This is a genomic window from Paraburkholderia fungorum (assembly GCF_902833645.1).
Taxonomy (GTDB): Bacteria; Pseudomonadota; Gammaproteobacteria; order Burkholderiales; family Burkholderiaceae; genus Paraburkholderia; species Paraburkholderia fungorum.
Genome location: NZ_CADFGE010000001.1, coordinates 172,046 through 196,776, shown reverse-complemented (window position 1 = coordinate 196,776; position 24,731 = coordinate 172,046). Strand labels below are relative to the sequence as shown.

The 24,731-nt window shown below is 61.3% G+C and carries 23 protein-coding genes; 18 read left to right on the top strand and 5 right to left on the bottom strand.

Annotation, left to right across the window (positions count from 1 at the left end):
- Window positions 1-10: 10 nt before the first annotated feature.
- From HWX91_RS00840 to HWX91_RS00820, 5 genes are all read right to left on the bottom strand, one after another.
- Window positions 11-1,462 carry a bifunctional 2-methylcitrate dehydratase/aconitate hydratase gene (locus HWX91_RS00840; protein WP_028196102.1) on the bottom strand — a complete coding sequence of 484 codons (1,452 nt, stop codon included), beginning with the start codon at window positions 1,460-1,462 and terminating at the stop codon, window positions 11-13.
- A gap of 25 nt (window positions 1,463-1,487) precedes the next feature.
- On the bottom strand, window positions 1,488-1,994 hold the full coding sequence (locus HWX91_RS00835) for a hypothetical protein (RefSeq protein ID WP_028196103.1): 507 nt from the start codon (window positions 1,992-1,994) through the stop codon (window positions 1,488-1,490).
- 102 nt (window positions 1,995-2,096) lie between these two features.
- Window positions 2,097-3,284 carry a bifunctional 2-methylcitrate synthase/citrate synthase gene (gene prpC, locus HWX91_RS00830; protein ID WP_028196104.1) on the bottom strand — a complete coding sequence of 396 codons (1,188 nt, stop codon included), beginning with the start codon at window positions 3,282-3,284 and terminating at the stop codon, window positions 2,097-2,099.
- Window positions 3,285-3,309: 25 nt separating this feature from the next.
- On the bottom strand, window positions 3,310-4,326 hold the full coding sequence (locus HWX91_RS00825) for an HpcH/HpaI aldolase/citrate lyase family protein (RefSeq protein ID WP_028196105.1): 1,017 nt from the start codon (window positions 4,324-4,326) through the stop codon (window positions 3,310-3,312).
- A 228-nt stretch (window positions 4,327-4,554) separates the two neighbouring features.
- A complete protein-coding gene (locus HWX91_RS00820; RefSeq protein WP_028196106.1) occupies window positions 4,555-5,538 on the bottom strand; it encodes a malate dehydrogenase in 984 nt (327 codons plus the stop codon).
- A gap of 505 nt (window positions 5,539-6,043) precedes the next feature.
- Between HWX91_RS00820 and HWX91_RS00815 the strand changes: the two genes are divergently transcribed.
- From HWX91_RS00815 to trpA, 18 genes are all read left to right on the top strand, one after another.
- Window positions 6,044-6,844, top strand: coding sequence for a GntR family transcriptional regulator (locus tag HWX91_RS00815; protein WP_028196107.1), 801 nt, complete (start codon window positions 6,044-6,046; stop codon window positions 6,842-6,844).
- A gap of 157 nt (window positions 6,845-7,001) precedes the next feature.
- Entirely contained in the window at window positions 7,002-7,418 is a 417-nt protein-coding gene (gene sdhC / locus HWX91_RS00810; RefSeq protein ID WP_028196108.1) for a succinate dehydrogenase, cytochrome b556 subunit, read from the top strand.
- A 4-nt stretch (window positions 7,419-7,422) separates the two neighbouring features.
- The gene (sdhD, locus tag HWX91_RS00805) at window positions 7,423-7,791 is read left to right on the top strand and encodes a succinate dehydrogenase, hydrophobic membrane anchor protein (protein ID WP_028196109.1); all 369 of its coding nucleotides are present in this window, start codon (window positions 7,423-7,425) and stop codon (window positions 7,789-7,791) included.
- A gap of 4 nt (window positions 7,792-7,795) precedes the next feature.
- Window positions 7,796-9,571 carry a succinate dehydrogenase flavoprotein subunit gene (gene sdhA / locus HWX91_RS00800; RefSeq protein WP_028196110.1) on the top strand — a complete coding sequence of 592 codons (1,776 nt, stop codon included), beginning with the start codon at window positions 7,796-7,798 and terminating at the stop codon, window positions 9,569-9,571.
- Between the two features lie 24 nt (window positions 9,572-9,595).
- Complete coding sequence (locus HWX91_RS00795) at window positions 9,596-10,300, top strand: succinate dehydrogenase iron-sulfur subunit (protein ID WP_028196111.1); 705 nt, start codon at window positions 9,596-9,598, stop codon at window positions 10,298-10,300.
- Window positions 10,301-10,384: 84 nt separating this feature from the next.
- A complete protein-coding gene (locus HWX91_RS00790) occupies window positions 10,385-10,660 on the top strand; it encodes an FAD assembly factor SdhE (RefSeq protein WP_028196112.1) in 276 nt (91 codons plus the stop codon).
- Between the two features lie 92 nt (window positions 10,661-10,752).
- Window positions 10,753-12,054 carry a citrate synthase gene (gltA, locus tag HWX91_RS00785; protein ID WP_028196113.1) on the top strand — a complete coding sequence of 434 codons (1,302 nt, stop codon included), beginning with the start codon at window positions 10,753-10,755 and terminating at the stop codon, window positions 12,052-12,054.
- Between the two features lie 409 nt (window positions 12,055-12,463).
- Window positions 12,464-13,873, top strand: a complete 1,410-nt coding sequence (leuC, locus tag HWX91_RS00780) for a 3-isopropylmalate dehydratase large subunit (RefSeq protein ID WP_028196114.1) — start codon at window positions 12,464-12,466, stop codon at window positions 13,871-13,873.
- A 6-nt stretch (window positions 13,874-13,879) separates the two neighbouring features.
- Complete coding sequence (locus HWX91_RS00775; protein ID WP_028196115.1) at window positions 13,880-14,038, top strand: entericidin A/B family lipoprotein; 159 nt, start codon at window positions 13,880-13,882, stop codon at window positions 14,036-14,038.
- A gap of 87 nt (window positions 14,039-14,125) precedes the next feature.
- Window positions 14,126-14,779: a 3-isopropylmalate dehydratase small subunit gene (leuD, locus tag HWX91_RS00770; RefSeq protein ID WP_028196116.1), complete on the top strand. Its 654-nt coding sequence runs from the start codon at window positions 14,126-14,128 to the stop codon at window positions 14,777-14,779.
- A 77-nt stretch (window positions 14,780-14,856) separates the two neighbouring features.
- Entirely contained in the window at window positions 14,857-15,924 is a 1,068-nt protein-coding gene (leuB, locus tag HWX91_RS00765) for a 3-isopropylmalate dehydrogenase (protein ID WP_028196117.1), read from the top strand.
- 362 nt (window positions 15,925-16,286) lie between these two features.
- Window positions 16,287-17,408 carry an aspartate-semialdehyde dehydrogenase gene (asd, locus tag HWX91_RS00760; RefSeq protein ID WP_027805102.1) on the top strand — a complete coding sequence of 374 codons (1,122 nt, stop codon included), beginning with the start codon at window positions 16,287-16,289 and terminating at the stop codon, window positions 17,406-17,408.
- 167 nt (window positions 17,409-17,575) lie between these two features.
- Window positions 17,576-20,119 carry a motility hub landmark protein FimV gene (locus HWX91_RS00755; RefSeq protein WP_244144003.1) on the top strand — a complete coding sequence of 848 codons (2,544 nt, stop codon included), beginning with the start codon at window positions 17,576-17,578 and terminating at the stop codon, window positions 20,117-20,119.
- Complete coding sequence (truA, locus tag HWX91_RS00750) at window positions 20,116-20,928, top strand: tRNA pseudouridine(38-40) synthase TruA (protein ID WP_028196119.1); 813 nt, start codon at window positions 20,116-20,118, stop codon at window positions 20,926-20,928. Before HWX91_RS00755 ends, truA begins: the two co-directional genes overlap by 4 nt.
- The gene (locus tag HWX91_RS00745) at window positions 20,925-21,638 is read left to right on the top strand and encodes a phosphoribosylanthranilate isomerase (RefSeq protein ID WP_028196120.1); all 714 of its coding nucleotides are present in this window, start codon (window positions 20,925-20,927) and stop codon (window positions 21,636-21,638) included. Before truA ends, HWX91_RS00745 begins: the two co-directional genes overlap by 4 nt.
- Window positions 21,639-21,697: 59 nt before the next feature.
- Window positions 21,698-22,891: a tryptophan synthase subunit beta gene (trpB, locus tag HWX91_RS00740; RefSeq protein ID WP_028196121.1), complete on the top strand. Its 1,194-nt coding sequence runs from the start codon at window positions 21,698-21,700 to the stop codon at window positions 22,889-22,891.
- Between the two features lie 11 nt (window positions 22,892-22,902).
- A complete protein-coding gene (locus HWX91_RS00735) occupies window positions 22,903-23,823 on the top strand; it encodes a DNA-methyltransferase (protein WP_028196122.1) in 921 nt (306 codons plus the stop codon).
- A 33-nt stretch (window positions 23,824-23,856) separates the two neighbouring features.
- Complete coding sequence (trpA, locus tag HWX91_RS00730; protein ID WP_028196123.1) at window positions 23,857-24,669, top strand: tryptophan synthase subunit alpha; 813 nt, start codon at window positions 23,857-23,859, stop codon at window positions 24,667-24,669.
- Window positions 24,670-24,731: the final 62 nt, after the last annotated feature.

Here is a 24,731-nt window from a genome sequence, read left to right as displayed (position 1 = left end):
CTTAACTTGACTAGATGACGTACAGATCGACGTATTCATTGACCGGCATGGCTTCGAGCCGTGCCTGATCCAGCGACACATCGAGAATCGCCAGTTGTTGCTTGACCGGAAAGCGGCGCGCGAGGTTGGTCTTGAACTTCTCGACCAGCAACGGAATTCCGTCTTCGCGACGACGCTTATGACCGATCGGGTATTCGACTACAACTTCGTCGAACGTCGACCCGTCGTTGAATTCGATCGTCAGTGCATTGGCGATCGAACGCTTCTCCGGATCGTGGTAATCCTTCGTGAACTGCGCATCTTCGACACATTCCATCTTCGCGCGCAGCACATCGATGCGCGTGTCCTGCGCGATCGAATCTTCATAATCCGCGGCCGTCAGGCGGCCATGGATCAACGGCACGGCGATCATGTACTGAATGCAATGATCGCGGTCGGCCGGATTGTTCAGGGGGCCTTTTTTGTCGATGATGCGGATTGCGGCTTCGTGCGTGCGGATCGTGATCTTCTTGATGTCCTCCACTCGCTTGCCCGCGCTCTGCAATTGCGCGTGCAACGTCATCGCCGCCTCCACCGCCGTCTGCGCGTGGAATTCAGCCGGGAACGAAATCTTGAACAGCACGTTTTCCATCACATACGAGCCGTAAGGGCGCTGGAATTTGAACGCGTTACCCTTGAACAGCACATCGTAGAAGCCCCACGTTTTCGCGGTCAGCACCGACGGGTAGCCCATCTCGCCGGTCTTCGCGATCAATGCGAGCCGCACGGCGCGCGAGGTTGCATCGCCCGCGGCCCACGACTTGCGCGAGCCGGTATTGGGCGCATGGCGGTAGGTGCGCAGCGCGTGCCCATCGACAAACGCCTGCGACACCGCGTTGATCAACTCGTCGCGCTTCAAACCGATCATCTGGCCGACCACCGCGGTCGAAGCCAGTTTCACCAGCAATACATGATCGAGCCCGACTTTGTTGAACGAATTTTCGAGCGCGATACAGCCTTGAATTTCGTGCGCCTTGATCATGCCGATCAACACGTCTTTCATCGTCAGCGGCTGCTTGCCCGCTGCGATGGCACTGCGCGAGAGCCAGTCGGCCGTCGCCAGAATCCCGCCGAGATTATCCGACGGATGGCCCCACTCGGCGGCGAGCCATGTGTCGTTGAAGTCGAGCCAGCGGATCATCGCGCCGATGTTGAAGGCGGCTTGGACAGGATCCAACTGGAACGACGTGCCGGGCACCTTCGCGCCGTTGGGGACGATCGTGCCCGGCACGATCGGTCCCATCAGCTTGGTGCAGGCCGGGTAGGTGAGCGCCTCGAGTCCGCAACCGAGCGTATCGATCAGGCAGTTACGCGCGGTGTCCAGCGCGAGCGTGCTGTCGATCGGGAAATCCAGCACGTAATCGACAATATCGACCAGGACGGAGTCCGGGGCGGGTCGTACGTTGGAAATCGGAGCGGACATCGGGGTGCTTTCCTGATGTAACGGATTAGTTGGTTTTGTTGATCGCGTTGGATTGCGTCGGAGCCGGCGCGCCCTGGATCATCTCTGCCGTCTTGCACTCGTCGGCCAGACGCGAGCTGTCCTTGTCCGAGAACAACATTGCCTTCGTCGGGATCACGACCAGATCCATACCCGATGCGGCGTCGTGGAAACGGTCTGCGCCCGTGGTGGTCGATTCGCGCGGCAGATTGTAGTTTTTGTTCGCCCAGTGAACCGTGACGATCTGGTCACGCTTCATGTCGCCCTTCAGGTCGAAGGCCAGACCTTCGTTGCACGACCACTTGACCGAGCCGTCCGGCACCGGATCGACCTTCGCTTCCTTGGCCGGATTGGCTTTGCGCTTGATCAGGCGCTTCGGTTGCGGGCGCTTAGCCACAGCCTTGGCAGCCGGCTTCGTGGTGGTGGTCGCCGTTTGCGCGACAGCGTCGGTGGCGACGGTCAGCATCGTGGTGGACAGGGCGCCAATCACTGCGGCGATCATCAGTTTTTTCATGGAGAAAACCTTTCTATCTAGTTTCAGTTAAACAGTGCGCGGTTGGCCATCTGGAGAACCGCGAGGTTGAACTGCACGCGCTTTGAAAGCGCACAGCGCCCGCTATTTTCTCCTATTTAGCGGCACGTACTTCAAATTCTCGGGACCGGTGTAATTCGCGCTCGGCCGGATGATCTTGTTGTCGATCCGTTGCTCGATGATGTGCGCGCTCCAGCCCGCCGTGCGGGCGATCACGAACAGCGGCGTGAACATCGCCGTCGGCACGCCCATCATGTGATACGACACCGCGCTGAACCAGTCCAGATTCGGGAACATCTTCTTCGCTTCCCACATCACCGCCTCGAGCCGCTCGGCGATGTTGAACAGCTTCAGGTTGCCTGCTTCCTTCGACAGCTTCTTCGCGACTTCCTTGATGACCTTGTTGCGCGGATCGGAAATCGTGTACACCGGGTGACCGAAACCGATCACCACTTCCTTGTTTTCCACTCGCTTGCGGATGTCGGCTTCAGCCTCATCCGGCGTCTGATAGCGCGACTGGATTTCGAACGCGACTTCGTTCGCGCCGCCGTGCTTCGGGCCGCGCAGCGCGCCGATCGCGCCGGTGATCGCCGAGTAGATATCCGAGCCCGTGCCCGCGATCACGCGGCCGGTGAAGGTCGACGCGTTGAATTCATGCTCGGCATACAGGTTCAGCGACACGTGCATCGCGTCGACCCATTCCTTCGACGGCTCCTCGCCATGCAGCAGGTGCAGGAAGTGGCCGCCGATCGAATCGTCGTCGGTTTCCACTTCGATGCGCTTGCCGTTGTGCGAGTAGTGGTACCAGTACAGCAGCATCGAACCGAGCGAGGCCATCAGCTTGTCGGCGATGTCGCGCGCGCCCGGCAGGTTGTGATCGTCCTTCTCGGGCAGCACGGTGCCGAGCACCGAGACGCCGGTGCGCATCACGTCCATCGGGTGCGCGGCGGCCGGAATCCATTCGAGCGCGGCCTTGACGTTCGCGGGCAGGCCGCGCAGCGCCTTGAGCTTCGTCTTGTAGGCAGTCAGTTCGGCCTGGGTCGGCAGCTTTTCGTGAACCAGCAGATAGGCGATCTCTTCGAATTCGCACGCGCCGGCGATGTCGAGAATGTCGTAGCCACGGTAGTGCAGGTCGTTGCCGGTCTTGCCGACCGTGCACAGCGCGGTGTTGCCCGCCGTTACGCCGGACAGGGCGACCGACTTCTTCGGTTTGAAGGCGCCTTTCGATTCGTTCTCGCCCGGTGCGCCGGTACTTTGCGTCGTCTCGCTCATTTCCCGCAATCTCCTTTATGCCTGCTCATGATGCGGCTTGCCCGTTAGCGCCCACTTTCGTGAAGAGCGGCGCGGCGTCTTGCGGGACGGCGCGGCCAGTGGATTGCGCGCGGCGCAGCACCGACCAGTAATAGCGATAGCTGGCCCGGTCGTGCAGCGTGTCGTGATGGCGCGTCGGTCCCCATTGTGCGGATTGCGCGGCCAGCAGAATCTCGGTAGCGGTGGCGATTTCTTCGTCGCGCGGTGCAAATGCGGCCACGATCGCCTCGATCTGCGCCGGGTGGATGCTCCACATGCGCGTGTAGCCGAACTCGTTGCGGGCGCGGGCGGCGTCGTTCGCGACCACGCTCATGTCGCGCACTTCGGTGCTGACGTTGTGCGACGGCACCTTGCCGTACGCGTGACAGGCCGCCGAAATCTCGAGCTTCGCGCGCCGCACCAGCGGGTGATCGAACTGACCGGGCGAGCGCATGGCGGTGTCGGGAATCGCGCCATCGTGCGCGGAGACGAAGTCCATCAGGCCGAAGCTCAGCGCCTCGACGCCGGGCAGCGCGGCCAGATCGAACACGCGCGTCAACGCGCCATGTGTTTCGACCAGCAATTGCACCGGCACCGGCTGGGCAATGCCGAGTTCGCGCCGCGTCGCCTCGATGAACGCGACCATTTCGGCTGCATCGGGAACGTTGCGGATCTTCGGGAGGGTGATGTAAGCAGGCGCGCGTTTCGCTGCGCGCAGAATGAGGCGGACGTCGTCGCGCCAGTGCGCGTGATCGAAGTCGTGAATCCGCACGCCGACGCGGCCAAAGCGGTCATGTTCGCTGCCCAGCAGCGACGCGACCAGCTCCGCGTGCTCGGCTTCCCGGCCTACTTGCGCGCCGTCTTCACAATCGAGCGTGATGTCGAACACCGGGCCGAGTTGCTGCTGCAATGCCAGCGATTTCAGCATCAGCTTCTCGCTGCCGGCGTAGTGATCGCAGGCAGGCAGCACAGCGGGCGGCACTTCGCCGTCAAACAGCACTTCGGCGGGTGTGAGGGCGCGCATCTTCGGCGTCAGGATTCTGGGTGGTCGGGTGAGTAAATCGGATTCGGACGCGTTCTGCCCGGCGATCAGCCGGCCATGCCGCAAAGCGCGTTCGAATCAGAGGCGAATACTGGCACGACAAATTGCGAAGTGAACCGCAATTTCGTGGGGCGTACCTGCATTCGCACGTAAAAAACCGGAACCCGCCGCAACGAAGCTACGGAGTTCCGGTTCATCTGCATCAGGCGCTTAGCCGAGCAGGTGTTGAACGCCTTCGCGCTCTTCGAGCAGCTCGTTCAGCGTGCCGTCCATCTTCTCGCGCGAGAACGCGTCGATTTCCAGACCTTCGACGCGCTTGTACTCGCCGTTTTCGCAGGTAACCGGCACACCGTAGATGATGTCTTCCGGAATGCCGTACGAACCGTCCGACGGGATACCCATGGTGACCCACTTGCCGTTCGTGCCGAGCACCCAGTCACGCACGTGGTCGATTGCAGCGTTAGCCGCCGATGCCGCCGACGACAGGCCGCGCGCTTCGATGATCGCCGCGCCGCGCTTGCCGACCGTCGGGATGAATTCGTTGCGATTCCATGCGTCGTCGTTGATCAGCTTGGTCAGGTCCTGACCTTCTGCGGTTGCGAAGCGGAAATCCGGGTACATGGTCGGCGAGTGGTTGCCCCACACAGCCAGCTTTTCGATCGAAGCGACCGGCTTGCCCGACTTGGCGGCCAGTTGCGACAACGCGCGGTTGTGGTCCAGACGCAGCATGGCGGTGAAGTTCTTCTTCGGCAGATCCGGTGCCGACTTCATCGCGATGTAAGCATTCGTGTTGGCCGGGTTGCCGACCACCAGCACCTTCACGTCGCGGCTGGCGACTTCGTTCAGCGCCTTGCCCTGAACCGTGAAGATTTCGGCGTTGGCCGACAGCAGGTCTTTACGCTCCATGCCTTTCGAACGCGGACGTGCGCCGACGAGCAGGGCAACGTCTGCATCCTTGAACGCAACCTTCGGGTCGTCAGTGATCACGACGCCCGACAGCAGCGGGAATGCGCAATCATCCAGTTCCATCACGACGCCTTTGACGGCGCCTTGCGCTTGCGGCAGGTCGAGCAGTTGCAGGATAACCGGCTGATCCTTACCGAGCAGATCGCCATTGGCGATGCGGAATAGCAGGGAGTAAGCGATTTGACCTGCGGCGCCGGTGACGGCAACGCGCTTTGCGGGCTTAGCCATTGAGAAATCTCCAGGACGATGCGTTAGACGCTAGGGAAAACGCCATTCTATATGCGCGTTCAGCGAAGCGTTGTGAAACACGGCGGAATTCACTGTTCGCGTACGGCCTCGTAATTTTGCGAGGCTGTGCGGCGCGCTGCGGCAAGACCGCCATGCCGGAAATCTGTACTACTAGCGGGGAAGCGAGGCAGCCTGGTGCCGGTAGCCGCTGCACAGTGCGGGCTCCTGCAAACAGCGCGTTTCGGCAAGCGTCTGACCAAGCGAATGGCGGCGAATCGAAACCTGGACTGCGTGGGAACAGCATGGTGCAGAGTGGCTGCCGGTGCGCTACGGCGCTGCATTGCACAGTGCAAAACAGCCGCCAAAAAACCCGCAAACCCTTGCTCGACAAGGAGTGTAGGAGTCGCCAGACACAAAGTCAACATTATCTTATGTCTTATATAAGACATATCTATTGCGGGGAAAACCCTAGACGCGGCCCAGCCCTTTATGATGAAATGCGCGGATGAATTCGAACCCGGCGAACACCACGAATCCGAGCGGCCATGGGGCCGCGGGCGAGGGTGTATCCGCCGCCTCGACCGCTACATCGCCCACCTTCAGCCCCTTGTATCAGCAGATCAAGGGTTTGATTACGCAGAGTCTCGAAAGCGGCGAGTGGAAGCCTGGCGAGATCATTCCTAGTGAAGTCGAATTGGCGGCCAGATACAAGGTCAGTCAGGGAACCGTACGCAAAGCGATTGACGAGCTTGCCGCCGACAACCTGCTGGTGCGCCGTCAGGGCAAGGGTACTTTTGTTGCAACGCACAATGAAGACCGTGCCCAGTTTCGCTTCCTCAGATTACTGGCCGATGACGGCGCGGAACACCCGCACGTCAGCCGCCTGCTTGAGTGCCGGCGCTTGCGCGCATCGGCGGATATTGCCCGGCAACTCGATCTCAAGCCCGCCGATCCGGTGGTGTTGATCAAGCGCTTGCTGCAGTTCGACGGCGAAGTCACCGTGCTCGACGAAATCTGGTTGCCCGGCGCGGTGTTCCGCGGGCTCACGCTCGAGCGGCTGTCGGAGTATAAAGGTCCCCTCTACGCAATGTTCGAGACGGAGTTCGGTACGCGCATGATCCGCGCCACGGAGAAAATCCGCGCGGTTGCGGCCGAGCCTTCGGTGGCCGATCTGCTGCATGTGCCGGCGGGTTTTCCGCTGCTCTCGGTCGAGCGGGTGTCCTACACATACGGAGACCGGCCGGTCGAGGTGCGCCGTGGTTGGTATGTCACAACCGGGTATTACTATCAGAACGATCTGAGCTGAAGCAGGATGAAAAAGGGCGCCGCGCCCCACGCGCGCGCCTGTTTGACGAAGCCTTTATCGCGCGCGCTGTAACGGACCTGTGGTGGTTTTCGCTGCAGCGCGATATAAAAAGGCGCTAAAATTGCGGATTAGTGTGACTACATAGTAGGGGTCTAGCATGGCTGAAGCCGTAAAAAAACCGAGGCCGGAATTCCGGAACATCGGTATCGGGCAGATTTTGACGGCATACCGTCTCCCGCTAGCGGGGCGAGTGTCGATCTTGCACCGCGTGAGCGGTGGTCTGCTTTTTGTTTTTCTTCCGTTCCTGCTGTACCTCTTCGATCAGAGCCTGACTTCCGAACTTAGTTTCGAAGTCTTCAAGGGTTTCCTCTCCAACATCGTCGTCAAGCTCATCACGCTGGTCCTCGCGTGGGCTTTCCTGTTTCACTTCTGCGCCGGTGTCCGTCACCTGTTCATGGACACGAGCCACGGTCTCACGACTAAAGAGAAGGGCAAGCAAACCTCCATCGTGGTGCTGGTCGTTTCGTCGCTTCTGACGATTGCATTCGCGCTCAAACTCTTCGGAGCATTCTAAAAAAATGGCAGCTAATAACCGAATCGGTCCGAAGCGTCTTGTCGTCGGCGCACATTACGGTCTGCGCGACTGGCTCGCCCAGCGCATTACCGCCTGCATCATGGCGATCTACACGGTCATCCTGCTCGCCTGGTTCTTCGGCGCGCGCGATTTCTCGTACGACGGCTGGGCATCGATCTTTGCAACGCAATGGATGAAGCTCGCCACGTTTGTCACGCTGCTGTCGCTGTTCTATCACGCGTGGGTTGGTATCCGCGATATCTGGATGGACTATGTGAAGCCCGTTGGCATGCGTCTGTTGCTTCAGGCGCTGACGATCGTCTGGCTGCTCGCATGTGCGGGCTACGCTGCGCAGATTCTCTGGAGAGTGTAAAAGAATGGCTGCAATCAAGAATTCTCTGCCGCGTCGCAAGTTTGACGTGGTTATCGTCGGCGCAGGCGGCTCGGGGATGCGCGCTTCGCTGCAACTCGCGCGCGCCGGTCTGTCGGTCTGCGTGCTGTCCAAGGTGTTCCCGACGCGTTCGCACACGGTGGCGGCTCAAGGCGGCATCGGCGCATCGCTCGGCAACATGAGCGAAGACAATTGGCACTATCACTTCTACGACACGATCAAGGGTTCCGACTGGCTCGGCGACCAGGACGCGATCGAGTTCATGTGCCGTGAAGCACCGAACGCCGTGTACGAGCTCGAACACTTCGGCATGCCGTTCGACCGCAACGCTGACGGCACGATTTACCAGCGCCCGTTCGGCGGCCACACCGCCAACTACGGCGAAAAGCCGGTGCAACGCGCTTGCGCGGCCGCTGACCGTACCGGTCACGCGCTGCTGCATACGCTGTACCAGCAAAACGTGGCGGCCAAGACGCAATTCTTCGTCGAGTGGATGGCGCTGGATCTGATCCGCGACGCCGACGGCGACGTGCTCGGCGTGACCGCGCTGGAAATGGAAACCGGCGACGTCTACATCCTCGAAGGCAAGACCACGCTGTTCGCTACGGGTGGCGCGGGCCGGATCTTCGCGGCTTCGACCAACGCGTTCATCAACACCGGTGACGGTCTGGGCATGGCGGCGCGTTCGGGCATCGCGCTGCAAGACATGGAATTCTGGCAATTCCACCCCACCGGCGTGGCCGGCGCGGGCGTGCTGATTACCGAAGGCGTGCGTGGTGAAGGCGGTATTCTGCGTAACTCGAATGGCGAGCGTTTCATGGAACGCTACGCACCGACGCTGAAGGATCTGGCGCCGCGCGACTTCGTTTCGCGTTCGATGGACCAGGAAATCAAGGAAGGCCGCGGCGTGGGTCCGAACAAGGATCACGTGCTGCTCGACCTGTCGCACATCGGCGCCGAGACGATCATGAAGCGTCTGCCGTCGATCCGCGAAATCGCGATGAAGTTCGCGAACGTCGATTGTATTAAAGAGCCGATTCCGGTTGTGCCGACCATCCACTATCAAATGGGTGGTATCCCGACGAACATCAACGGCCAGGTCGTCGGCACGTCGCGGGATCATAAGGAAGTCGTCAACGGTTTCTACGCAGTGGGCGAATGCTCGTGCGTGTCGGTGCACGGTGCAAACCGTCTCGGCACGAACTCGCTGCTCGACCTGGTGGTGTTCGGCCGCGCGGCCGGCAACCACATCGTCAAGCACGTGAAGGACATCAAGGAGCACAAGCCGCTGCCGGCGGATGCGGGCGATTTCTCGCTGGCGCGTCTGAACAAGCTGGACAAATCGACGTCGGGCGAATACTCGCAAACCGTCGCGGCCGACATCCGTTCCACCATGCAGGCACATGCCGGCGTGTTCCGCACGTCGAAGCTGCTGGCCGAAGGCGTCGAGCGGATCCGCGAAGTGGCTGACCGGGTCGACAACATCTACCTGAAAGACAAGTCGAAGGTGTTCAACACGGCACGTATTGAAGCGCTGGAAGTGGAGAACCTGATCGAAGTGGCACGCGCCACGATGGTTTCCGCCGAAGCGCGCAAGGAAAGCCGCGGTGCGCATGCGCAAAACGACTTCGAACATCGCGACGACGAAAACTGGCTGCGTCATACGCTGTGGTTCAGCGAAGGCGATCGCCTCGACTACAAGCCGGTTCAAATGCAACCGCTGACCGTCGAATCGGTGCCGCCGAAAGCGCGTACCTTCTAAGGCACAAGTCAAAGGAATTCAGAAATGGCTAAGCGTACATTTGAAATTTACCGCTACGACCCGGATAAGGACGCAGCACCGCGCATGCAAACGTACGAGATCGAAATCGACTCGCACGAACGCATGCTGCTCGACGCACTGCTCAAGCTGAAGGCGATGGACGAAACCTTGTCGTTCCGCCGTTCGTGCCGCGAAGGCGTGTGCGGTTCGGACGCAATGAACATCAACGGCAAGAACGGTCTGGCGTGCTTGCAGAACATGAACGATCTGCCGCAAAAGATCGTGCTGCGTCCGCTGCCGGGCCTGCCGGTGGTGCGCGACCTGATTTGCGACTTCACGCAGTTCTTCAACCAGTATCACTCGATCAAGCCGTACCTGATCAACGATACGCCGCCGCCGGAAAAGGAACGTCTGCAGTCGCCGGAAGAACGCGACGAGCTCGACGGCCTGTATGAATGTATTCTGTGTGCCAGCTGCTCGACCTCGTGCCCGAGCTTCTGGTGGAATCCGGACAAGTTCGTCGGCCCGGCAGGCTTGTTGCAAGCCTATCGTTTCATCGCGGACAGCCGCGACCAGGCGACGGGTGAGCGCCTCGACAATCTGGAAGATCCGTACCGTCTGTTCCGTTGCCATACGATCATGAATTGCGTCGACGTCTGCCCGAAGGGCCTGAACCCGACCAAGGCGATTGGCAAGATCAAGGAATTGATGGTTCGCCGCGCGGTCTGATATGAATAGTCCCCTCGCTTCCTGGCGTTCGCTGCTCCCCGAGGGAGCGGTCGGTACGCTTGGGGCGGGCCGGGGCGTAACGACATGAACACCGAAACATCGCATCAGTCCGACCCTCTCCGCCGCGCGCGCCTTCGCTGGCGTGCGCGGCGGGGCCTGCTGGAAAACGATCTGATTTTTGAACGTTTTTTCAGCCGATATGAGCATGACCTCAGCGATGCCGATGTGGGCGCTCTCACGCGCCTGCTTGAGCTGAGCGATAACGACCTGATGGACTTGCTGCTGGCTCGCAAGGAACCGGAAGGCGAGCTTGCCGACCCGGATGTCATCCGGGTGCTGGAGCTGTTGCGGAATGCTTGAGCGCCGCTAACGCCTTGAGCACCGCTTGTCCGTTGTTCCCAGGCGTGCAAATTATCGAAACCCTGTTTCCATACTTCGATTGAGGATGTGCTATGACCCCGTCAGATGTTAAAGCCACGCTATCGTTCAGCGACAATTCGCCGAGCGTTGAAATGCCGATTTACAAGGGCACTCTCGGCCCGGACGTGATCGACATCCGCAAACTGTACGGCCAGACTGGCAAGTTCACGTACGACCCGGGCTTCATGTCGACGGCGGCGTGCAACTCCGCGATCACCTACATCGACGGCGACAAGGGCGAGCTGCTGTACCGCGGCTACCCGATCGACAACCTCGCGCAAAACGCCGACTTCCTCGAAACCTGCTATCTGCTGCTGAAGGGCGAACTGCCGAACGCGCAACAGAAAGACGAGTTCGTGAACACCGTCACGAAGCACACGATGGTGCACGAGCAGATGCACTTCTTCTTCCGTGGCTTCCGTCGCGACGCACACCCGATGGCGATTCTCGTCGCTGCGGTCGGCGCACTGTCGGCGTTCTATCACGACTCGCTCGACATCAACAACCCGCGTCACCGTGAAGTGTCGGCCATTCGCATGATCGCGAAGCTGCCCACGCTGGTCGCAATGGCGTACAAGTACAGCATCGGCCAGCCGTTTGCGTACCCGAAGAACGACCTGTCGTACAGCGCGAACTTCATGCACATGATGTTCTCGAACCCGTGCGAAGAGTACAAGGTCAACGACGTGCTGGTGCGCGCGCTCGACCGTATCCTGATCCTGCACGCTGACCACGAACAGAATGCGTCGACCTCGACGGTTCGTCTGGCCGGCTCGTCGGGCGCGAATCCGTTCGCGTGTATCGCAGCGGGTATCGCCTGTCTGTGGGGCCCGGCACACGGCGGTGCGAACGAAGCCGCACTGAACATGCTGGAAGAAATCGGCTCGGTCGATAACATTCCTGAGTTCATCAAGCAGGTGAAGGACAAGAACTCGGGCGTGAAGCTGATGGGCTTCGGTCACCGCGTCTACAAGAACTACGATCCGCGTGCGAAGCTGATGCGCGAAACCTGCCACGAAGTGCTGGAAGAGCTGGGCCTGCACGACGACCCGCTGTTCAAGCTGGCCATGGCACTGGAAAAGATCGCGCTGGAAGACGAATACTTCGTGTCGCGCAAGCTGTACCCGAACGTCGACTTTTACTCGGGCATCGTGCAGCGCGCGCTGGGCATCCCGACCTCGATGTTCACGTGTATCTTCGCGATGGCACGTACGGTCGGCTGGATTGCACAGTGGAACGAAATGATCGCCGATCCGGAACAGAAGATTGGCCGTCCGCGTCAACTGTTCATCGGCGACACGCAGCGTGAAGCGAAGCCGATTGCGCAACGCTAAGCGGTAGCCGGTTCCGCGTTTCGCATGGCTCGCGGGGCCGTAAATTACGCGCGAGGCAGCACGGATTAAAAAACGCCCCAACGGCCAACCCGTTGGGGCGTTTTGTTTGGGGCGTGCATAAGCTGTGCGCGGCAAATGGGGTTCGATCTCAAGCATTGAACCGAGCCTATGCGGCTGGGCGTGTTAGCGCGTGAAGCGGCACGCCGCGACGACCCTTCGAACTTGCGTGGTCCTTCATCGCGCACGCCACGCCATCCCATGCCGGGTAACATCCATACAGGTATCGGCACTACCACCCAACTCCATGTTTTTTATCGGTTTTTTCCATGATTCATGGTCCCATGGCGCGGTTCTGCGTGGCATAATCGACTGACACAGTCAGCCCGCAGTCATTACTACCCCGCATACCATGGCACAGACTCTCTACGACAAATTGTGGAACACACATGTGGTCCACACGGAAGAAGACGGTACGACGATTCTTTATATCGACCGTCACCTGCTGCACGAAGTGACCAGCCCTCAGGCGTTCGAAGGCCTGAAACTGGCTGAGCGCCCGGTGTGGCGCATCAGCGCAAACCTGGCGGTGTCGGACCACAACGTGCCCACCACGGATCGCAGCCACGGCATTGCCGATCCGGTTTCCAAGCTGCAAGTCGATACGCTCGACACGAACTGCGACGCCTACGGCATCACGCAGTTCAAGATGAACGATCTGCGCCAGGGCATCGTGCATATCATCGGGCCGGAGCAGGGCGCTACGCTGCCGGGCATGACCATCGTCTGCGGCGACTCGCACACGTCCACGCACGGCGCGTTCGGCGCGTTGGCGCACGGCATCGGCACCTCGGAAGTCGAGCACGTGCTGGCTACGCAAACGCTCTTGCAGAAGAAGAGCAAGAACATGCTGGTGAAGGTCGAGGGCCCGTTGCCGCGCGGTTGTACCGCCAAAGACATCGTGCTCGCGATCATCGGCAAGATCGGCACGGCAGGCGGCACGGGCTACGCGATCGAATTCGGCGGTTCGACGATTCGCGCGCTGTCCATGGAAGGCCGCATGACGGTCTGCAACATGGCGATCGAAGCGGGCGCGCGCGCCGGCATGGTCGCTGTCGACGACACCACGATCGAATACCTGAAGGGCCGTCCGTTCTCGCCGACGGGCGTCGAGTGGGACCATGCGGTTGAGTACTGGAAACAGTTCAAGTCGGACGAAGGTGCGCAATTCGATCGCGTGGTCGAACTGAACGCCGCGGAGATCGTGCCGCAAGTCACGTGGGGCACGTCGCCGGAAATGGTCACCGCCGTGGACGGCCGTGTACCGGACCCGGAACGCGAAAAAGACCCGGTCAAGCGCGACGCCATGGAGCGCGCACTGAAGTACATGGCGCTCGAACCGAATGCGCCGATCGAATCCATCAAGCCGGATAAAATCTTCATCGGGTCGTGCACCAACGCGCGCATTGAAGACATTCGCGCCGCGGCCTACGTCGTAAAGAAGCTCGGCCGCCGCGTTGCGCCGAACATCCGTCTGGCCATGGTCGTGCCGGGTTCGGGTCTGGTGAAGGCGCAAGCGGAACGCGAAGGCCTCGACAAGGTCTTTACCGATGCCGGTTTCGAATGGCGTGAGCCCGGTTGCTCGATGTGTCTCGCGATGAACGCTGACCGGCTGGATCCGGGCGAGCGTTGCGCATCCACGTCGAATCGTAATTTCGAAGGTCGTCAGGGCGCCGGTGGCCGTACCCACCTCGTGAGCCCCGCGATGGCTGCCGCTGCGGCTATCGAAGGGCATTTCGTCGATATTCGCAAGCTTGGATAAACACGCATGATGAAAAACATGAATCGCACCACTCTATTGCGCCGCTTCGCACTCGGTACGCTAGCCGGGCTATTGCTCGGTCTGGCCGGTTGCAACACGGTGCACGGATTCGGCGAGGACATGTCGCACCTCGGCAATTCGATCAGCAATCACGCTGACAAATAAGCGGTTTTTGATTTTTTGCCGGCAATGCGGCGAGCGGCTTTCCGGCCGCCGCGCGCATCGCCCGGTCTTGAAACAGGCGCAAGCGTCATGGATAAATTCATCGTACATACCGGCGTCGTGGCGCCGCTCGATCGCGAGAACGTCGACACGGACGCGATCATTCCGAAGCAATTCCTGAAGTCGATCAAGCGCACGGGCTTCGGCCCGAACGCGTTCGACGAATGGCGTTACCTCGACCACGGCGAGCCGGGTCAGGACAATTCGAAGCGTCCGCTGAATCCGGATTTCGTGCTGAATCAGCCGCGCTATCAGGGCGCGTCGGTGCTGTTGGCGCGCAAGAACTTCGGCTGCGGCAGCTCGCGTGAGCATGCGCCGTGGGCGCTGCAGCAATACGGCTTCCGCGCGATCATCGCGCCGAGCTTCGCCGATATTTTCTACAACAACTGCTTCAAGAACGGCCTGCTGCCGATCGTGCTGACCGAGCAGCAAGTCGATCACCTGTTCAATGAAACGTACGCATTCAATGGCTTCCAGTTGACCATCGACCTGGACGCGCAAGTCGTACGCACAACGGATGGCAACACCGCGTATCCGTTCGAAGTCGCGGGCTTCCGCAAGTACTGCCTGCTGAATGGCTTCGACGATATCGGCCTCACGCTGCGTCATGCCGACAAGATTCGCCAGTTCGAAGCCGAGCGGATCGCGAAGCAGCCGTGGCTGAATCACCGCATCGTCGGTTAAAGGCTGACAAGCCTTAGAGCCCTATGGCTCGCTGATTCACGCTCAACAGTTTCCAGGAAAACCATCAAGGAATTCGCATGAAGATCGCAGTCTTGCCGGGCGACGGCATCGGTCCCGAAATCGTCAAGGAGGCCGTGAAGGTCCTGAACGTGCTCGGCGAAAAGTTCGAGCTCGAAGAAGCGCCGGTTGGCGGCGCGGGCTACGAAGCCAAGGGCCACCCGCTTCCCGATTCGACGCTGGCGCTGGCGAAGGAAGCCGACGCGATCCTGTTCGGCGCCGTCGGCGACTGGAAGTACGACTCGCTCGAACGCGCGCTGCGCCCCGAGCAGGCCATTCTCGGTCTGCGCAAGCATCTGCATCTGTTCGCGAACTTCCGTCCGGCAATCTGCTATCCGCAACTGACGGGCGCCTCGTCGTTGAAGGAAGAAATCGTTTCGGGTCTCGACATCCTGATCGTGCGCGAACTGAATGGCGACATTTACTTCGGCGCGCCGCGCGGCGTGCGTTCGTCGCCGGACGGGCTGTTCGAAGGCGCGAAAGAAGGCTTCGACACGATGCGTTATTCGGAACCCGAAGTACGCCGCATCGCGCATGTGGCGTTTCAGGCGGCGCAAAAGCGCCAGAAACGGCTGACGAGCGTGGACAAGGCCAATGTGCTCGAAACGTCGCAGTTCTGGCGTGACGTGATGATCGACGTTTCGAAGGAATACGCGGACGTCGAGTTGTCGCACATGTACGTCGACAATGCCGCGATGCAATTGGTCAAGGCGCCGAAGGCGTTTGACGTGGTCGTGACCGGCAACATGTTCGGCGACATTCTCTCCGACGAAGCCGCCATGCTGACGGGTTCGATCGGCATGCTGCCGTCAGCGTCGCTCGACAAGAACAACAAGGGCTTGTACGAGCCGTCGCACGGTTCGGCACCGGATATCGCCGGCAAGGGCGTGGCCAATCCGCTGGCCACGATTCTGTCGGCGGCGATGATGCTGCGTTACTCGCTGAACAAGGCGGAGCAGGCGGATCGCATCGAAAATGCGGTGAAGAAAGTGCTGGAGCAAGGTTTCCGCACGGGCGACATTCTCACGCCGGGTTGCAAGCAGGTCGGCACCGTCGCCATGGGCGATGCGGTGGTCGCGGCGCTGTAAGGCAATAAAAGGCAGGTGGCCGTCAGATCGCCAGACGACCGTCAAAGCGGCCTTTAAAACGCGAATCGGCCTAAAAACAGGCCGATTCGCGCGTGATACGAACGATAGCGGCAGACAATCGCGTCGCCAGATTCCGGTTTTCGTGTATATTGTAGCGATGGCACAGACGGCTCAAATCTCCTCGATTTCGAAACTGCACGGCAAAACGGCCCGTGTGGTTGAGCTCGCCATTACCACCACAAAAACGATTACCCCGAAAACGATCACGAAACGCTGATCGTCCGTCGTGCCCGCTCATCTTCCCCGCGCGGTCACTGCGCGGCAAAGATGCGGGGAAGTTTCCATTCGAAGGGTATGAAGTCATGAACGTAGGTCTCGTAGGTTGGCGCGGTATGGTCGGCAGCGTCCTGATGCAACGTATGCAACAGGAAGGCGATTTCGACTTGATCGAACCGGTGTTTTTCAGCACCAGCAACGCGGGCGGCAACGCGCCGTCGTTCGCCAAAAACGAGACCAAGCTCAAAGATGCGACAAGCATCGAAGACCTGAAGAAGTGCGAAGCAATCATCTCCTGCCAGGGCGGCGATTACACCAATGAGGTGTTCCCGAAGCTGCGCGCAGCGGGCTGGAACGGCTACTGGATCGACGCGGCTTCGTCGCTGCGCATGAAGGACGACGCAGTCATCATTCTCGATCCGGTCAACCTCGACGTGATCAAGAACGCGCTGGTCAAGGGCCAGAAGAATTTCATCGGCGGCAACTGCACGGTCAGCCTGATGCTGATGGCGCTGGGCGGCCTGTTCCGCGAAAACCTCGTCGACTGGATGACGGCCATGACGTATCAGGCCGCTTCGGGCGCGGGCGCGCAGAACATGCGCGAACTGCTGCAACAAATGGGCACGCTGTACGGTGCGGCCAAGGAAGATCTGGCTGATCCGTCGTCGGCGATTCTCGATATCGACCGCCGCGTGCTGAGCGCCATGAACAGCGACCGCATGCCGACCGACAACTTCGGCGTGCCGCTCGCCGGCTCGCTGATTCCGTGGATCGACAAGGATCTCGGCAACGGCATGTCGAAAGAAGAATGGAAGGGCGGCGCGGAAACCAACAAGATTCTCGGCAAGCCGGCCATGGGTACGCCGGGTTCGATCCCGGTGGATGGCCTGTGCGTGCGGATCGGCGCGATGCGCTGCCACTCGCAGGCGCTGACCATCAAGCTGAACAAGGATGTGCCGCTGGACGAAGTGAACAGCATCCTCGCGTCGGGCAACGATTGGGTCAAGGTCGTGCCGAACGAACGCGAAGCGTCGATGCGCGATCTGTCCCCGGCGGTAGTCACAGGCACCCTGACGGTACCGGTCGGCCGGGTGCGCAAACTGGCGATGGGCGGCGAATATCTGTCGGCCTTCACGGTCGGCGATCAGCTGCTGTGGGGCGCGGCGGAACCGCTGCGTCGCATGCTTCGCATTGTGCTCGACAAGTAAAGTAAACTACGCGCTCACGACGCGTAGAAAACTCAAGAAGCGTCGCGCTTGCGCGGCGCTTTTTTCATTGTGCTCCGATTATCTTGTCTCTTTCCAACCGCAAAAAAGGGCTGCGCGCTGACGCGCCAGGGGTCCCGATGAACCTTCGATTCTCCTCCCTTCGGGCTATGTTTATGCATCAAGCTACCGGCCGACTGACGGCCGCAGCCGCTTTGGCGTTTGCATTGGCCGGTGCCGGCATGAATAGCGCGATGGCCGCGCCCGGTGACGCCGCAAGCGCGCCGGAGGGCGCCTCCGTGTCTTATGCCGCCGGGAGCCAATATACGGTGCGGCCCGGGCAGTCGCTGAACGACGTGGCGATCGCCGTCACCCAATCGCATGACAAGGGGACGCTCGCACGTGCTTCGCGCGCGCTGTTCGATGCGAATCCGAATGCCTTCATGAGTCATGACCCGAGCCGGATGCGCGTCGGCGCGCTGCTGACGATTCCGGCACTGGATGCATCGGGCGCGCTGGCCGCTTCCGCGCCGGTGGCGGGGTCTGCGTCTGCCGCACCATCGGCTGCGCCGGTGACGTCGGCTTCCGCGCCGAATGCAGCACCGGCCGGTGCGGTGGTCGGCGCCGCAAGCGGCGTGGCACAGGTCAATGCCGCTGCTGCAAGCGCGGCAAGTGCCGCGGCTCGCGCGGCAGCACCAGCCACGGCGGCGGTTTCAGAAGCGGGCAGCTCGACGGTTGGAGCCAGTCCGGTTGCGCCGGGCAGCTCGACAGCGGCGGGGATGGCTCCGGCAGCGCCAGCGGCGGGCTCACAAGCTGCGGCCGCGTTGCCGGGCAGCGGCGCCCATGTCTGGTCGGGTGCGATCCAGCCTTCCGCCAGCGAGGCGGCCGAAGGCGCGTCGGCGGCCACAGCAGCCACGCCGGCAACGGCCGCCGCGCAGTCGGCGTCGCAACCGCGCGCGCAGGTGTCCAGCCTGCAGCAATTGCTCGCGCTGAAAAACCGCGTGCTGATGGAGTTGCAAAAACATGGTATCGGCGGTTCGCCTGCCGCGCCGGTCAAGCCTTCGACGAACGCGGTGCGGCCGGCCACAGGCGCTTCGTCTGCGGCTGCGGTTTCCAGCAGTGGCGCCGTGCCGGCTTCCACGTCGAATGACACCGGCATCTCGCAAACGAATTTGAGCATAGCGGCGGCAATCGGTGCGGCTTTGGTCGTACTGTTGGCGGCTTTCCGCATGCGTCGGCGTAAGCGCGTCGCCGTTGCCGCGACTGAGGGTACGCTGGCAGCCGATGCGGCGGCGGCTGCCGCCCGAGCGGCAGAATTACAGGAAGCCGGTTCGACGCACGAGCCGACCCCGGCGCCCGAAGCGTCGGACGCAGGCGGCGAAGCGGCGCAAGGATACGCAGTAACGCTGACGCCGGCTGACCGGGAGGCGGCGGAAGCTGACGCAGTGGCGCGGGAAACGGCAGAACGCGTGGCAGCAGAGCGCGCAGCGGAAATTCACGCGGCGGCAGAGCGTGAGGCAGCGGAGCGGGAAAGGGCGGAGCATGCAGCGGCGGAACAAGCCGCAACCGACCATGCGGATCAGGAACGTGCAACAGCGGAGCGTGAAGCCGCAGAACAAGCTGCAGCGGAACATGAGGCCGTTGCCCGCCAACTGCACACCGACTTGCCTGCGCAAGATATCAACACGCCTCAACACGTGTTGCAGGAAAGCCACCCGGCGCCTACCCCCATCGAACCAGACGAGCAACGGAATTCGGAGCTCACGTCGGCTGCCCAAGGCGGTCCGACGGCCGAACCGCTTCCCTCCGCTCATCACGAAAACCTCGACGGCGCGACCACGGCTGCGAGCCTCGCTGCCGCGGCGGAACTCGGCGCTGACGCGTTGCCGCGCACGCCGCTTGAGCCGGTCAACGAGACCTTCCCGGAAGAGGTGCCTCCGCACCGTCTGCAATGGGATGACGAACCGGCATCAAGCGTGCCGCTGGCCGAGCCGAAGAACGACGTGTCCGCTGATTCGCCGCACCCGCTCGACACGCCGGCTCCGGTCATCGATTTCACGCAGCAGCCGGTCGAGCCGCATACGACGTCGCCATTCGGCAATCCGCTTGTCGAGACGCAACCGCAGCCCCCTCAGCAAGTCGAAACCGCGACGCCTCATGAAGCGTCGCACGCCGAGCCGGCACCGGTCGCGCAAGTTCCGCCCGCGCTGTCCGTGCCGTCCGAGTTTCCGCGCGATGCCGTCGACGCGTTCAGCAGTCTCGACATGCCGTTGCCGCCGCGCATCGAATTGCCCGACGCAGCGCTGGGCACGCCCGAATCGCTTGCGACCCAGCCGGTCGCATCGCCAGAAAGCACCGCGCGGCAAGCTGTGGCGCCGCACGATCCGGACGACGTCCCGCACGCCGCCGACGAAATCTCCGCGGGCACCGCTGGTCATGCAGCCGTCGCAGGCCTGGGCGCGGTCGGCTTCGGTGCGTTGAAGCTCGATTTCGACCTTGAATTGCCGCCGAGTCCGGCTCAGCCCCTGCCCGTTTTCACATCGGCCGATCTCACCCGCATCGCCCGTAACAAGCTCGATCTGGCCGCCGAATATATTGACCTCGGCGATCTGTCCGGCGCGCGCGTGCTCATCAACGAAGTGATCGAAGCGAACGATCCGGCCACGCGCACCGAGGCCCGCGCGCTGCTCTCGACGCTTGCGCCGTTGTCGTGAAGCGTATTGCGCTAGGCGTCCAGTACGACGGTTCGGCATTTTGTGGCTGGCAGTCGCAGCCGCACGGCAAAACCGTGCAGGATGAGCTCGAACGGGCGTTGCGCGAGTTCGCACAAACGCCCGTGCAAACCGTTGTAGCCGGTCGCACGGATACCGGCGTGCACGGCCTGGGCCAGGTGGTGCATTTCGACACGGAACTCGATCGCACGGATTTTTCGTGGATTCGCGGCACCAATGCGTTTCTGCCAAAGACGATCGCCGTGCAATGGGCCAAGCCAATGCCGGATGAGTTCCACGCGCGCTTTTCGGCGTTCGAACGCACGTATTACTACGTCCTGTACGTCCATCCGTTCCGTTCGCCGATGCAGGCCACGCGGGCTGGCTGGGTGCATACGCCGCTCGACGTCGACGCCATGCGGGCTGCCACCGCTCATCTGATTGGCGAGCACGATTTTTCGGCGTTTCGCTCGTCGCAATGTCAGGCGAAGACGCCGGTCAAGCATCTGTATCAGATCGACATCCTGCAACAGGGCGACTTCGTTCATTTCCGCTTCCGGGCAAACGCGTTCCTGCATCATATGGTGCGCAACCTGATGGGTTGTCTCGTCGACATCGGCCGGGGACGCCATCCGGCCGAATGGATGGCAGAGGTGCTCGCCAGCCGCGATCGCGATTGTGCTGCGCCGACTTTCATGCCTGACGGCCTGTATCTGGCGCAGGTGGGCTATCCTGAGCAATTCGCCGTGCCCGCGCCGCACACCGGCAGCGTGCCCTGGAGTACTGTATGGATCGAGCAAGCGAAACCATGAAATCAACCGAAAACCTGGCGGCCGAAGCTCACGCGGGCGCATCGCAACACGCCGTGCCGCATCGCACGCGTATCAAGCTGTGCGGCCTGTCGAAGCCGGAAGACGTGGCGTACGCGATCGACCTCGGCGCCGACGCGATCGGCCTCGTGTTTTATCCGCCGAGCGCGCGCTCGGTGAGCGTCGCGCAGGCCGTCGAACTGGTGCACGATGTGCCGCCGTTCGTGTCGGTAGTCGGCTTATTCGTGAACCCGACGCAGGACTGGATTCGCGAAGTCGTCAGTAACGTCGGGCTCACGCTGCTGCAGTTCCACGGCGACGAAACCGTCGCGCAATGCGAATCGCTCGCCAGTCTTGCGGGTTTGCCTTGGTTGCGTGCTTTGCGGGTTGCGGCGGATACTCAACCGGCAGATTTGGTAAAATCAGCGCTTAACTATTCAGCAGCCAATGGCCTTCTGTTCGACACCCATGTCGAAGGCTATGGCGGCGGCGGGAAGGTTTTCGATTGGTCACTTATTCCAGCAGAGCTCGCGCGTCGGGCCGTTTTGAGTGGTGGGTTGAACGCGCAAAACGTCAGTGATGCGATCCATCGCGTGCGCCCGTACGCGGTCGATGTCTCGAGCGGCATCGAAGTACCGGGCGCCCGGGGCGTGAAAGATCACGCCCGGATGGCGGCGTTCGTACGCGCAGTGCGCGCGGCGGACGCTGAATGATTCAGGCGGCGCGGTTTCTCCCATGACAACCGCGCGCCACACTGAGAAGAGTGATCACCATGTATAACTTGCCTGACGAAAGAGGCCATTTCGGCCCATATGGCGGCGTGTTCGTTGCCGAAACGTTGGTTCATGCGCTCAACGAGCTGCGTGCCGCATATGAGAAATATCAGAAAGACCCGGAATTCGTCGCCGAATACGAGCGCGAACTGAAGCATTTCGTGGGTCGTCCGTCCCCGATTTATCACGCACAGCGCTGGAGCGAAATGCTCGGCGGCGCGCAGATCTTCCTTAAGCGTGAAGATCTGAATCACACCGGCGCGCACAAGATCAATAACGTGATCGGCCAGGCGCTGCTCGCAAAGCGCATGGGCAAACCGCGCGTGATCGCGGAAACCGGCGCGGGCCAACACGGTGTGGCGACTGCGACCATCGCGGCGCGCTTCGGCATGGAATGCGTGGTCTACATGGGCGAGGAAGACGTGCGCCGCCAGGCCGCCAACGTCTATCGGATGAAACTGCTCGGTGCGAGCGTCGTGCCCGTGCAGTCGGGCTCGCGCACGCTGAAGGACGCGCTCAATGAAGCGATGCGCGACTGGGTGACCAACGTCGAAAATACCTTCTACATCATCGGCACAGTGGCGGGACCGCACCCGTATCCGATGATGGTGCGCGACTTCCAGCGCGTGATCGGCGACGAGTGCAAGGTGCAGATGCCTGAACTGGTGGGCCGTCAACCGGATGCTGTAATTGCGTGCGTTGGCGGTGGTTCGAATGCAATGGGTATCTTTTACCCGTACATTGACGACACTTCTGTTCAGTTGATTGGCGTTGAGCCTGCCGGTGACGGGATCGAAACCGGCCGCCATGCGGCTTCGCTGATCGGCGGCAGTCCGGGTGTGCTGCATGGTAACCGCACTTATCTTCTGCAAGACGAGAACGGGCAGATCATCGAGACGCATTCGATCTCGGCCGGTCTGGATTATCCGGGCGTCGGTCCTGAGCATGCATGGCTAAAAGACAGCAAGCGCGCGCAATATGTCAGCATCACCGACGAAGAGGCGCTTAAGGGATTCCACGATTGCTGCCGCATCGAAGGCATTATTCCGGCATTGGAATCCAGCCACGCGCTGGCCTATGCCGCGAAGCTCGCGCCGACACTGCCGAAGGACAAGGTCCTTCTGGTCAATCTGTCGGGCCGCGGCGACAAGGATATGCACACGGTCGCTGAGCGATCGGGCATTCAGTTCTGAGCGCCGCGACGATGCGCGACGAGTTCGACGAGCCGCAACCGGCACTTGAAACCACGACCCCGGTCGCCGAGGTCGTGGTGGCCGAGGTGCCTGCACCCTTATTGCCGCAGGTGCCCGCCGGTATCCGGCTGTTGAACCGCGATTTTTTGTCCGATGTGTCGAACATTCCCGACGGGTCGATCGACCTGATCCTGTGCGATCCGCCTTATGGGCTCGGCAAGGATTATGGCAACGACTCCGACATGCGTTCCGGCGAGGATTTTCTCGCCTGGACGCGTGGCTGGCTCGAGCTGGCTATTCCGAAGCTCAAGCCGTCGGGTTCGCTCTATATCTTCTGCACATGGCAGTACGCGCCGGAAATCTTCAGTTTCCTGAAGACAAGACTCACGATGATCAACGAAATCATCTGGGACCGGCGTGTGCCGAGCATGGGTGGAACGGTGCGCCGTTTTACTTCGGTGCACGACAACATCGGTTTTTTCGCGGTGTCGAAAGATTACTTTTTCGATCTCGATCCCGTCCGCATCCCGTACGATGCCGTCACGAAGAAGGCGCGTTCGCGTAAGCTGTTCGAAGGCAGTAAGTGGCTGGAGCTTGGCTATAATCCCAAGGATGTCTGGTCGGTATCCCGGCTGCATCGGCAACATGCCGAGCGCGTTGATCACCCGACCCAGAAGCCTCTGGAAATTGTCGAGCGGATGGTGCTGGCAAGTTGTCCGAAGGGCGGGCGCGTGCTCGACCCGTTCATGGGCAGCGGCACCACCGCAGTTGCTTGCGCCCGGCAGCAGCGCGAATTCGTCGGCTATGAGATCAATGAAAGTTACTGCGCAATAGCGCGCGAACGCGTTAGCGCGGCCGCGTCGGCGCCCATTGCCGCCCGCAAAACCCGCAAGAATGCGGCCAAGGCTGAGCGGCAAACCGAGGCGCAATAAGCGCGCAGTAGCTTAAAAATCCGAGAATATTCCATGTCCCGTATCAAGAACACGTTTGCTGCGTTGTCCGCCCAAGGTAGGAAGGGCCTGATTCCGTTCATGACGGCCGGTGATCCGGATCCGGCTCGCACGGTCGAATTCATGCACGCGCTCGCTGCCGGCGGCGCCGATGTGATCGAACTTGGCGTGCCGTTTTCCGACCCGATGGCCGACGGCCCGGTGATCCAGCAGTCGTCCGAACGCGCGCTGGCGCATGGTGTGTCGCTGCGTCACGTGCTGGCCGACGTGAAGCGCTTCCGCGAAACCGACGACAAGACGCCGGTAGTGCTGATGGGCTACGCGAATCCGATCGAGCGCATGGGCACAGAGGCCTTCGCCAAGGCGGCGAAAGAAGCCGGGGTGGACGGCGTGCTGGTTGTCGACTATCCGCCAGAAGAGTGCGCTAACTTCGCCGAACAGATGCGATCTGCTGGCATCGATCCGATTTTTTTGCTTGCGCCCACGTCCACGGACGAACGTATCGCCCAAGTCGGTAAAATTGCGAGCGGTTACGTCTATTATGTGTCGTTGAAGGGCGTGACCGGCGCGGCAAATCTGGACGTTTCCAGCATCGCGAGTAAAATCCCGGCCATCAAGTCGCACGTCCCCCTGCCGGTGGGCGTCGGTTTCGGCATCCGCGACGCGCAAACAGCGCGTCTGGTGGCCGAAGTGTCCGATGCCGTCGTGATCGGCAGCCGTATCGTGCAGTTGCTCGAACAAGCGGCGCCTGAAGCTGCCGCCGAGACGCTCACGCGCTTCGTCGCCGAGGTGCGCGAGGCGATCGACAGCGTCGCGACTGCCCGATAACAGTTATTTTTGTCGTCTGTAGTGTGAACGGCGGGTTTGTCCCGCCGTTTGCGCAACCGCTG